This is a genomic window from [Empedobacter] haloabium (assembly GCA_008011715.2).
Taxonomy (GTDB): domain Bacteria; phylum Pseudomonadota; class Gammaproteobacteria; order Burkholderiales; family Burkholderiaceae_D; genus Rugamonas; species Rugamonas haloabia.
This window is the reverse complement of sequence record CP136508.1, coordinates 2,298,033-2,310,518: the sequence shown is the minus strand read 5'-3', so window position 1 is coordinate 2,310,518 and position 12,486 is coordinate 2,298,033. Positions and strand designations below refer to the sequence as shown.

General features: G+C 69.9%; 2 protein-coding genes and 1 pseudogene. 1 reads left to right on the top strand and 2 read right to left on the bottom strand.

Annotated features, from left to right (window positions below; all coding sequences use genetic code 11):
• Nucleotides 1-34 precede the first annotated feature (34 nt).
• Together E7V67_010135 and E7V67_010130 are read right to left on the bottom strand one after the other, a co-directional pair.
• Nucleotides 35-10,192: pseudogene (locus tag E7V67_010135) on the bottom strand (amino acid adenylation domain-containing protein).
• Between the two features lie 76 nt (nt 10,193-10,268).
• Nucleotides 10,269-11,690, bottom strand: coding sequence for an MFS transporter (locus E7V67_010130; protein WUR15435.1), 1,422 nt, complete (start codon nt 11,688-11,690; stop codon nt 10,269-10,271).
• Nucleotides 11,691-11,739: 49 nt separating this feature from the next.
• Between E7V67_010130 and E7V67_010125 the strand changes: the two genes are divergently transcribed.
• On the top strand, nt 11,740-12,072 hold the full coding sequence (locus E7V67_010125; protein WUR15434.1) for a hypothetical protein: 333 nt from the start codon (nt 11,740-11,742) through the stop codon (nt 12,070-12,072).
• Nucleotides 12,073-12,486: the final 414 nt, after the last annotated feature.

Genomic DNA, 12,486 nt, shown 5'->3' with positions numbered 1-12,486 from the left:
AGGCCGCGTAATCGGCGTACTGGATGGGCAACGCCGGCAGCGTGGCCGACGTGCCTTGGCGCGCGGCCCGGTAGCCGGCCGCGATCTCGCGCATCAGCACGCCGAGCGACCAGCCGTCCGCGACGATATGGTGCAGCGCCAGCACCAGCACGTGCTCGTCGCCGGCCAGGCGCAGCAGGTGGGCGCGGATCGGCGGCCCTTCGGCCAGGTCGAAGGGCAAGGCCGCCAGCGTGGCACAGCGTTGCTCAAGGGTGTCCGGCGCGGCGTCTTCGAGCGTGAGCGCGCAGGCGCGCGGCGGATCGATCGCCTGCCATGGCTGGCCGTCGATGCTGACGAAGCGGGTGCGCAGCGCTTCGTGGCGGGCGATGACGCCATCGAGCGCCGCTTGCAACGCGGCCGCGTCGAACGGGCCGCGCAGGCGCAAGGCGGCGTGGATGTGATAGGCCGCACTGGCCGCGCGGTCCATCCGGTCGATGAACCACAGGCGCTGCTGCGCATACGACAGCGGCAATGGCGCCGTGCGGTCCAGCGCGACGATGGCGCCCAGCGTGCTGCGCGCCGCGCCGGCCAGCTCTGCGGCCAGGTCGGCCAGGCGCGGGTGCGCGAACAGCGTCGCCAGCGGCAGTTCGATGCCCTGCTGCTGACGCAGCTGCGACACCAGCCGCACGGCCAGCAGCGAGTGGCCGCCCAGCTCGAAGAAGCTGTCGCGCCGGCCCACCTGCCCGACACCCAGCAGGGCCGACCAGGTGTGCGCCAGCGCCTGCTCCACCGGGCCCAGTGGCGCCTCGTATGCCTGCTGGATACGCGCATCGTCGTGCGGCATCGGCAGCGCCTTGCGATCGAGCTTGCCGTTCGGGGTCAACGGCAGCGCGTCCAAGGTCATGTATGCCGCCGGCACCATGTAGTCCGGCAGGCGCGCGCTCAGTTGCGCGCGTAACTGGGCAGGGTCCGGCCGCGGCGCGTCCGGTTCCGCCACCACATAGGCCACCAGCCGCTTGTCGCCCGGCCGGTCGCCGTACGCCAGCACGGCCGCCGCCCGCACCCCAGGCAGCCGCGCCAGCTGCGCTTCGATCTCGCCCAGCTCGATGCGGTAGCCGCGCAGCTTGACCTGGAAGTCGTTGCGGCCCAGGTAGTCGAGCGAGCCATCGTCGCGCCAGCGCCCCAGGTCGCCGGTCTTGTACATGCGCCCGCCCGCGACGAACGGATCGGCGACGAAGCGTTCCGCGCTCAGCGCCGGCTGTTCCAGATAGCCGCGCGCCACCTGCACGCCGGCGATGTGGATTTCGCCGGGCACGCCCAACGGCACCGGCTGACCGTGCTTGTCGAGCAGGTAGATGCGGCTGTTGGCGATCGGCCGGCCGATCGGCGGCAGGTCTTCCCAACCGTCCGCCGCTCCCGCCAGCACGTGCGCGGTGACGACGTGGCTTTCGGTCGGGCCATAGTGATTGTGCAGGCGGGCTTCGACGTGTTTGCCGAACATGCGCCGGATGGCCGGCGTGATGCGCAGCTGCTCGCCCGCCGTGACCAGGTCGCGTAGCGACGGCAGCGGCGCGGTCCGTTGCGACCACAGCTCGCTCAGGCTGTCCAGCGCGATATATGGCAGGAACATGCGCTCGATCGACTGGCCGCCCAGCCAGTCGGCCAGCGCCGGCAGGTCCTGCCGCAGCGCCTCGCGCAACAGTACCAGCGTGCCGCCGCCGGCCAGCGTCGAGAAGATCTCCTGGAAGGCCACGTCGAAGCCCAGCGCGGCGAATTGCAGCGTGCGCGCCGGCTCCGGCAACTGCTCCTGCTGCCAGGCCAGCAGGTTGACCAGGCCCCGGTGCGGCATCGCCACGCCTTTCGGCACGCCGGTCGAGCCGGAGGTATAGATCACGTACGCCAGGTGCTCCGGCCGCAGGCCGTCCGCGGGCAGGTCGGCGCCCGCCGCGCCGGACCAGCAGGGCGCCGGCTCGTCCAGCAACACGACCGTGGCCGCGCCCGCATCGAGCCGGTCGCGCAGTGTGCGCTGGGTCAGCAGTGCGACCGGCCGGCTGTCCGCCAGCATGCGCGCCAGGCGCTCGTCCGGATAGGTCGGATCGAGCGGCACGTAGGCGCCGCCCGCCTTCAGCGTGGCGAGGATGGCGACCACCATCGCCGGGCTGCGCTCGGCGCAGATGGCCACCCGCTCATCGGGACGTACACCCAGGTCGCGCAGGTGCCGGGCCAGCCGGTTGGCCTGCTCGTTCAGCGCGCGGTACGTCAGCACCTCGTCGCCGAACTCGAGGGCGACGCGAGCCGGGCCCGCGGCGGCCTGCCGCTCGACCAATTCATGCACCAGCGCGGGCACATCTTCGGTGACCTGCGTGGCGTTGAGGCCGCGCAGGACCAGGTCGCGCTCATTGGCCGGCATCGCGCCCACGGCGTACAGCGGTGTATCCGGAGCCTGCTCCAGCGCGCGCACCAACCCTTCCAGCACCTGCGCCACGAAGCCCACGATGCGCTGCGCCGACACCGAACGATGGATCTCGGCCGTCAAGGCGAAGTCCTGGCCCAGGTCGTCCACGTACAGGCCGAACGGATAGTTGGTGCGATCGCGCACGCCGAGGAAGCGCACGCCCTCCAGCACCTCGACGTCGTGCGTCTGCGCCGTCTGGCTGTGGCGGTAGTTCAGCAAGGCCGAGAACAGCGGCGTGCCGGCCGCCAGGCCGCTGCAGCGTTGCGCCAGCGCCAGCGCCGCATGCTCGTGCCGCAGCAGGTCGGCCAGGGCCGCGCCCACCTGGCGCAGGCCCGCTTCGACGCCGACGTCACCCAGCGCGACCCGCAGCGGCAGGGTATTGATGAACATGCCGACGGCGCGGTCGGCGCCGGCGCCGCCCTGCATGCGGCCGAACAGTACGGTGCCGAACACCACGTCGTCCCGGCCCGTGCATTGGCCCAGCACCTGCGCCCACGCCAGGTGGAACAGGCTGGCGGCGCTGGTGCCGCGTACGCGCACCTGGCGGCGCAACCGGGCCGACAGTTCGGCGGGCAAGGTCAGCCTGGCCTGCTCCACCTGCGAGCCGTCGCCCTGCACGTCCAGGATGCCGAACGGCGCCGTCGGCTCGTCCACGTCGCCCAGCATGGCGCGGAAGAATGCCTCGTGCCGCGCCTCGCTCGTGCCCAGCCGGGCGTGCGCGACGAAGTCGCGGTATGGCACGGGCATCGGCAATTCGAGCTCGCGCCGCTGCTGGATCAGGGCGATTTCCTGCGTCAGCACCTCCAGGGTGGTGTGGTCCATTACCAGGTGGTGGTACAGCAGTTGCAGCAGCCAGCGCTCGCCGGCCGCGTCGAAGGCGGCGCAGCCATGCAGCATCGGCGCGCGGCTCACGTCCAGCCGATAGCGCTGCGGATCGGCGTGCCGCAACAGTTGCGCCTCGACCGTTTCGGTGGCCGGATCGAACTCCAGCAGTTCCACCTGCAGCTGCGCCTGGCGCCACACGACCTGCACCGGCTCGGCCAGTCCTTCCCAGTGCACGGCCGTGCGGAGGATGTCGTGGCGGGCGATGACCGCGTGCAGCGCGGCGACGAAGCCCTCGAACCGTTCCTGGCTATCGAACGCCAGCAGCGTGGGCAGCACGTAGGCGTTGCCTTCGGCCTGCAGCAGGTGGTGGAACAGGATGCCCTTCTGCAGTGGCGCCAGTGGATAGATGTCCTGGATGTTGGCGCTGCCGCCCGGGGTGGCGCGCACTATCGTGTCGATCTGCGCCTGCGTCAGTTCGACCAGCGTCAGCATGGCTGGCGTGATCGCCTCGCACGTTGCCGGGATGGCGTTCGGTGGCACCTGAATCTGCGCCACGTCGTGGCTGGCGCCGATGGCCGCGGCCATGTCGGCCAGCGCCGGATGGGCGAACAGGGCGCGGATGTCGAGCGACCAGTCGCGCCGGCGCAACTGCTCGAGCAGGCGGATCGCCAGCAGCGAGTGGCCGCCCAGCTCGAAGAAGTGGTCGTGCCGGCCGATCCGTTCGATGCCCAGCAGCTCGCTCCAGATCGCCGCCAGCGCCTGTTCCACCTCGCCCAGCGGCGCCACGAACGCCTGGCGGCCGAACGCGGCGCCGTCCAGCGCCGGCAAGGCCTTGCGATCGAGCTTGCCGTTCGGCCCCAGCGGCAGCGCGTCCAGCGTCACGTAGGCGGCCGGGATCATGTAGTCCGGCAGGTGCCGGCCCAGTTGCGCGCGCAGGTCGGCCGGTTCCGGTGCCGGGGCGGCGACCAGGTAGGCCACCAGGCCGGCGCCGTCCGGCCGCGCCAGCACCACCGCCTCGCGCACGCCAGGCTGGCGCAGCAGTTGCGCCTCGATCTCGCCCAGCTCGATGCGCAGGCCGCGCAGCTTGACCTGGAAGTCGTTGCGGCCCAGGTAGTCGATGGCGCCATCGGGGCGCCAGCGTCCCAGGTCGCCGGTGCGGTACATGCGGCCACCCGCGACGAACGGGTCGGCCAGGAAGCGTTCCTCGGTCAGTCGCGGCAGGTTCAGGTAACCGCGCGCGACCTGCACGCCGCCGATATACAGCTCGCCTGCCACGCCCAGCGGCGCCGGACGGCCGTGCGTGTCCAGCACGTACATACGCGTGTTGGCGATCGGCCGGCCGATCGGCACCGCCGTGCCTTCCTCGCCCGTGCAGGTCCAGGCGGTGACGTCCACCGCCGCCTCGGTCGGCCCGTACAGGTTGTGCAGTTGCGCCTGCGGCAGCTGCGCGCGCGCGGCGTGCGCCAGCGCGGCCGGCAGCGCCTCGCCGCTGCACATGACTTGCCGCACGCTGGCGCAGCGTGCCACGGCGTCCGGCTGGCTCAGGAACACCTGCAGCATCGACGGCACGAAGTGCAAGGTCGTCACGCCCGCCGCCTCGATCACCGCGCCCAGGTAGTGCGGGTCCTTGTGCCCTTCCGGCCGTGCCAGCACCAGTTGCGCACCCGTCATCAGGGGCCAGAAGAACTCCCAGACCGAGACGTCGAAGCCGAACGGCGTCTTCTGCAGCACCACGTCCCGTGGCCACAGCGCATAGGCCTGCTGCATCCATTGCAGGCGGTTGACGATGCCGCGGTGGGTGTTCATCACGCCCTTCGGCTGGCCGGTCGAGCCGGACGTGTAGATCACGTACGCCAGGTGGTCCGCTGCCAGGCCGGCCGGGTCCAGGTTGGTGTCCTCGCGAGCGGCCAGCAGGGCCTGCGTCGCCGCCGTATCGAGCACGAGCCGCGGGGCCGCCAGCCGGTCCGCCAGGGTTGCCTGGGTCAGCAGCACCAGCGGCGCGCTGTCGCGCAGCATGTGCGCCAGGCGCTCGTCCGGATAGGACGGGTCCAGCGGCACGTAGGCGCCGCCCGCCTTGACCACCGCCAGCAGCGCGATCACCAGGTGCTCGCTGCGCTCGAGCAGCACGCCGACCGTGCGGTCGGGACCCACGCCCAGGCCGCGCAGGTGGCGTGCCAGCTGGTTGGCGCGGGCGTTCAGTTCCGCGTAAGCGAGCTCGATGCCCTCGAAGCGCACGGCCGTGGCGGCCGGCGTGCGTGCCGCCTGCCGTTCGACCAATTCGTGCAGCAGCGCCGCCGGATACCCGGTGGCGGTGGCGTTGAAGTCGTGCAGCACCTGCCGGCGCTCGTCCGGCGGCAGCACGTCCAGCGCGGCCAGCGGCAGGGCCGGCTGTTGTTCCAGTGCCTGCACCAGCCCTTCCAGGGCGCGCAGCAGGAAGGCCGCCACGCGCTGCGCCGAAACGCTGTCGTGCACCTGCACCGTCAGGCCGAAGTCTTCGCCGAAATCGTCCACATACAGGCTGAGGGGATAGTTGGTTCGGTCGCGGTCGCCGACGAAACGCACGCCTTCCAGCAGCTCCACATCGTGGCCGCGAATCTGGCTGTGGCGGTAATTGAGCAGTGCCGAGAACAGCGGCGTACCCGGCGGCAGCGCACTGCAGCGCTGCGCGAGGGCCAGCGGCGCGTGCTCGTGGCGCAGCAGGCCGACCAGCGCGTCATGGGTTTGGCGCAGCTTCTCTGCCACGGCCTCCGTGCCGATCCGCACGCGCAGCGGCAGCGTATTGATGAACAGGCCCATCGCCCGGTCGGCGCCGGCGCCACCCTGCATGCGGCCGAACAGCACGGTGCCGAACACCACGTCGGTACGGCCCGTGCTGGCGGCCAGCACCTGCGCCATGGCCAGGTGGAACACGCTGGCCGCGCTGACGCCGCAGCCCTTGGCCGCGCGGCGCAGGCGCTGGGCCAGCTCCGGCGCCAGCGCGAGCCGGGCCTGTGCCAGCCGCGAGCCGTCGCCCTGCACGTCCAGCAGGCCGAAGGGTGCCGTCGGTTCGTCGACGTCGGCCAGCATGGCGCGGAAAAAGTCCTCGTGCGCGGCCGCGTCCAGGCCGAGGCGGGCCTGGGCGACGAAATTGCGGAACGGTACCGGCGCCGGCAGCTCGCCGCCACGCCTCTGCAACAGCAGGGCCACTTCGGCCACGACCAGTTCCAGCGCCGTATGGTCCAGCGCGAGGTGGTGGTACAACAGTTGCAGCCACCAGCCCGGCCCCGCCGGATCGGGCGCCGCGAAGCCGCGCAGCATGGGCGCCTGGCGCACGTCGATGCGGGCATGCAGGCGCTCGACGTGGGCCTGCAGCGGCGCCGGCATGGCGCCGGCGGCGGTATCGAAGGCCAGCACTTCCACGTTCAGCCGGGCCTGGCGCCACACCACCTGCACCGGCTCGTCCAGACCTTCCCATTGCACCGCGGTGCGCAAGATGTCATGGCGTGCGATGACCTCGTCCAGCGCGGCCAGGAAGGCGTCGAGGCGCTGCTGGCTGTCGAAGCGCAGCAATGTCGGCAGCACGTAGGTGTCGCGGCCCCGCTGCATCAGGTGATGGAACAGGATGCCCTCCTGCAGCGGCGCCAGCGGATAGATGTCCTGGATGTTCGCCGCGCCGCCTGGTGTCGCGCGGGTGATCGCGGCGATCTGTGCCACGTCCAGGCGCACCAGCGGCAGCATGTCCGGCGTGATGGCCGTGCAGCCGGCGGGGATCGCGTTGGCCGGTACGGCCACCTCGGCGATTCCCGCCTCGCGGCCCTGGCGGATGGCTTGCGCCAGGCTCGCCAGTTGCGGCTGCGCGAACAGCGAGCGGATGTCGATGAACCAGTCGCGCCGGCGCATCTGCTCGATCAGGCGGATCGCCAGCAGCGAGTGGCCGCCCAGCTCGAAGAAGTCGTCGTGCCGGCCCACCCGCTCCACGCCCAGCAGCTCGGACCAGATCCGCGCCAGCGCGCGTTCGATGTCGTCGGCTGGCGCCACGTAGGCGCGCTGGACGAACGCGCCCCCATCGGGCGCCGGCAGCGCCTTGCGATCGAGCTTGCCGTTCGGGGTCTGCGGCAACGCCTCCAGCGCCACGAAGGCGGCCGGCAGCATGTATTCCGGCAGCGCCTGGCCCAGCCGATCGCGCCAGGCCGCCGGATCGGGTTGCATGCCCTCTTCCATGACGACGTAAGCCACCAGGCGCTTCTCGCCCGGCACGTCCTCGCGCGCCAGCACGGCCGCCTCGCGCACGCCGGCGATGCGCGCCAGCTGCGTCTCGATCTCGCCCAGCTCGATGCGGTAGCCGCGGATCTTGACCTGGAAGTCATTGCGGCCCAGGTATTCGACGCTGCCGTCGGCGCGCCAGCGCCCCAGGTCGCCCGTCGTGTACAGGCGCCCGCCCTCGACGAACGGATCGGCCAGGAAGCGCTCCGCGCTCAGGTCCGGCCGGCCCAGGTAGGCGCGCGCCACCTGCACGCCGCCGATGTGGATCTCGCCCGTCACGCCCAGCGGCACCGGCTGGCCGTGCCCGTCCAGCAGGTAGATGCGGCTGTTGGCGATCGGCGCACCGATCGGCGGCAGGTCTTCCCAATCGTCGGCGGGGCTGGCCAGCACGTGCGCCGTGACGACGTGGCTCTCGGTCGGGCCGTAGTGATTGTGCAGGCGCGCCTGCGGCGCCTGGCGGAACAGGTGGCGGATCGCGGGCGTGATGCGCAGCTGCTCGCCCGCCGTGATCAGGTCCTGCAGCGCCGGCAGCGGGCGCTCCTGCTGCGACCACAGCTCGGCCAGGCCGTTCAGCGCGATGTACGGCAGGTAGACGCGCTGCAGGTCCTGGCCGCGCATCCAGTCGGCCAATGCCGGCAGGTCCTGGCGCACCGCCTCGCTCACCAGCACCAGCGTGCCGCCGCTGGTCAGCGTCGAGAAGATCTCCTGGAACGCCACGTCGAAGCCGAGCGCGGCGAACTGCAGGGTGCGCGCCGGCAGCGGCAGGTCGTCGCGCTGCCAGCGCAGCAGGTTGACCAGCGCGCGGTGCGGCATGCACACGCCCTTCGGCTGGCCGGTCGAGCCGGACGTGTAGATCACGTAGGCCAGGTGGGCCGGCGTTTGCGCGCCGGCCGGCAGGTCGTCGGCCGGATAGTCCGACCATGGCGCCGGCGCATCCAGTTCGGCGCAGGTCACGCCTTCCGGCAGCGCGAGGCGCGAGCGCAGCTGCGATTGCGTCAGCAGCGCCACCGGCGCGCTGTCGCGCAGCATGTGGGCCAGGCGCTCGTCCGGCAGCACCGGGTCCAGCGGCACGTAAGCGGCGCCGGCCTTGAGCGCGGCGACGATGGCGACCACCAGGTCGAGGCCGCGTTCCAGGCACACGGCCACCCGGTCATCCGGCTGCACGCCCAGTTCGCGCAGGTGCAGCGCCAGCCGGTTGGCGCGCGCGTTCAGCTCCGCGTAGCGCAGGCGCTGCCCGTCGCATTCCAGCGCGACGGCGTCGGGACTGGCCGCGACCTGTCGTTCGAACAGCTGCTGCACCAGCGCGTCGGCGCCGTAGTCGCGGGCGGTGTCGTTGAAGCCTGCCGTCACCAGCGTACGTTCGGCGTCGTCCATCGCGGGCAGGTCGCGCACCCGGGTCCGCGGTGCCGCGATGGCGGCCAGCGTCAGGCACTCGATGCGCCGGACGTGGTTGCGCACCTCGTCCGGCGCCAGCACGTCCGGATCGTAGTTGAACTCGATATAGACAGGCTTTTCCTGCTCGTAGTCGCGCACATAGATGCCGAGCGGCTGCCGCTCATAGCCATTGTGCAGGGGGTGGACGGTCGTGCGCACGTCGCCGTCGAAACGCAGGTCGCCGATGAAGCCCTCCACCGACAGGGCCACGTCGAACAGGCCACGCCGGTCGCTGGCGCCCGCCAGGAGGCGGCGGTGGATCTCCGCCAGCGGGTAGCGCTGGTGCCGGTAGCAGCGTTTCAGTTCCGCCGCCACGTCCTGCAGGATGCGGGTGAACGGCTGTTCCGGGTCCACCGCGATGCCGACCGGGATGGCCGACGAGAACATGCCGATCGTGCGGCGCTGCGCCGCGCCGGTGCGGTTGTGCACCGGCATGCCGATCACCACCTCGTCGCTGCGCTGGAATACGCGCGCGAAATAGGCGGCCAGCACGGCCATCAGGAAGTTGGTGCTGGAGCCCCCTTCCGCAGCTGCGACCTCGCTTAGACGCGCATAGGCCTGCCGGTCGAGCTGCCACACCACCTGCCCGCAGGGCCGGTCGGAGCGGGCCTTCCTGGCGCTGGCTTGGAACAGCGGCTCAGGCAGGCGCGCAAAGCGTTCGGCCCAGAAGTCGCGATCCTTGTCGTGGCGCGGCGAAGCGAAATACTCGCCATCGCGCGTGACGAAATTGCGGTACGAGGCATCCCCGTCCTGCGTGGCGAGCGCCTCGCCGCGCATCAGGCGGTTGTAGGCATCCACCACCGCGTTGCCGATCAGGGAAATCGACATGCCGTCCGCGACCAGGTGATGGAAGCAGAACAGCCAGAACGCCTGCCCGGGCGCGACGTCGATCCAGTGCATGCACCACAGGCGGGGGCCGTACACGTCGAACGGCGTGCCGAAGACCTGCTTGACGTGCGCCCAGGCCTGGCCCTGGGCATCGTCCAGCTGGCTGAAGTCGAAGCGCTGCAGCCACTGACCGGCAGCGCCGCTGAAGCGCTGGCGGCAGTCGTCCGCGCCCTGCTCCAGCACGATGCGCAAGGCATCGTTGGTCTGCGCCACGTGGGCGATGGCCGCCTCGAAGCGCGCCAGATCGAGCACGCCATCCACCTGGACAACGACGCCGATATTGCAGCACGGCAAAGACGGGGCCAGCGACTGATCCAGCCAGACGGCGTGCTGGGGTGAACTCAACTGATACAGAACTTCGCTTCTCATGGGCTGAGACTTCCTTATCGATGGTTCATTGAAAACAGACGCAGGGGGCGGATGGCTGGCTGCGCCCACTGCGCGATCAATCGTCCGGACGCTCCGGCACGAGTTGCTCCAGCCGGCGCAAATCGCGACTGGCCAGGGCCAGGCCACTCACCAGCAGACCGCAGGCACCGGCACCGAAGAACAGCAAGCCGATGCCGCGCCCCTTGCCGGTGCCGAACCAGTCGCCGACCGTGTGGCGCCACGCGCCGCCGTCGGCCAGCGCAGGCTCCAGCACCGCGTCGGCCAGGTAGCCGCCGACCAGCAGCACAAGGCTCATCACCAGGAGGTTCGACGCCGACAGCAGCGCGAACACGCTGCCCTGATGCGCCAGCGGAGCCTTGCGCATCCACAGCGCGCCGGAGCAGGCGACGGAAGCGCTGCCGCAGAACAGGCAGGCAAACGCGGCGACGCACCACACCAGCGGTGTCGTCGTCAGTCCGGCCACCAGGATGGCGGCGGACTGGATGGCGTCGCACACCAGCACCCACAGCATCAGGTGGCGCCTGATGATCGCCGTGGCGGCCAGCAGCGAGCCGGCCAGAGCGCCGGCGGCGCCGATCGACATCACCAGGCCCAGCACCCTGGAGGAATGCGTCGCCAGCACCATCGGCGTCAGCATCACGGTCGCCAGCACCAACAGGCACTGCACCAGCGCGCCGTACAGCAGCAGGCTGCGCATCAGGGGGCTGTCCTTCAGGTAGCCCAGCGCGCCGAGGAAGCTGGCGCGTGCGCTGTGCGCGAAGGAGCGTCCGGACGCATGGCAGCCGCGCAGCGCGGCGCGCGCCCGCGCCAGGGCGGCGAACGCCAGCAAGGCACCGCCGACCAGCAATCCCAGGTGCAGCGTCATCGCCCCGGGCAATCCTGCTCGCGCCATCAGGAGGCCGGCCGCGCTGGGGGCAACGACCTGCACGACAGCGCGCGACATCCCGGAGAACCCGCTGACCTGGGTGAAGCGCTCCTTGGGCACGATGGTGCTGACGACGACGCGGATCGCGCAGCGCCGCAACGATGCGATGGCGGCGGACAGTGCGGTGTACAGGTACAGCACCTCGACACCCAGGCGGCTGACGAAGAAGAACAGCACGATGGCGGCGGTGGCCGCCACCGCGGCCAGGTCGCACCCTGCGACCACCGCGCGGCGGTCGTAGCGATCCGCGAACGTGCCCGCGAACGGCATGACGAGCATCGAGGCCACGGCGGCGGCGAGCACCGACAACGAATAGTCCTGGACCGAGCCGGTCTGGCCGTAGATCCACACGCCGATGGCGAAACTGATCAAGGTGGAGCCGAAATCGAAGGCGGCTTCGCTGAGCCAGAGCAGGCCGAAGGTCAGGCGGACCGGGTCGCGTGGCTTGTCGGCGGCCGGCACGGTTGGCAGCGCGGCATCGCCCTGCCCGTCCGCCCCGATGGCACGGGACGCCGGGCTGATTTCACGCAATTCATTGACCGATCCGCTCATTGAAAATCGCTTTTTCAGATGGCGATAAGGGTGCCAATTCCTTTATCGCGTGGAAACAACCATTGCGGCGTTCAGCTGCAATGGTGAAAGTCTTTCAGTTTTCGGCGTGAAGCATAGTACAAACTTTAAAGTCTTCGCAACCATTAAAACCGCATTTGCAAATGAAGGATGGCGATTATGTGGCGCAGAGAAATATAAAGATAGGAGACGCAATGTTCTTTCAGGAACAGGCGCAATTATTTTCAGTAACTCTCTTTTTCCCCAGGCGTCCGATTATGGCGCTGGCTGTGAAGATGCGCCGATCCTAAGCAATGGACATTACGCTACTGTGACATGTCATCGTTTCAAGATCGAATATGCCGTGAAATGGATTTCAACCTGATATCTTTGTCAGGTTTCTCCCGAGCAGACCGGGCTTGCCGTGCGGCGATCCTCTTTCCCCAGCAGGACGGGGCAGTACCCCCGCTACATCGCTGTTGGCTGGCCGAACCATATGCTGCGCTTCGCGGAAGTAAAGTTCCTTTGATCAATATCCGCGGCGATCCGGAGACGGGCGTTCCGTGGAGATGGACCGTCGGGATAAGCTAACTCTCGAAATATGGAGGTAATGTGGACATAATCCCTTATCAGCCTGCTGCAAAGCCAATCACCCCTGCATCGAATTAACTGGCACGGCCTGTTTATCGAAGAAGTGGTATTGACGCGCCGGGCGCAATAATGCGCACGGACTGCCATTTCCGGCAGCCTGGAGGCCGGCCCGGCACGTTACTGGTATCAGAGGCGTGGGGACGCGACC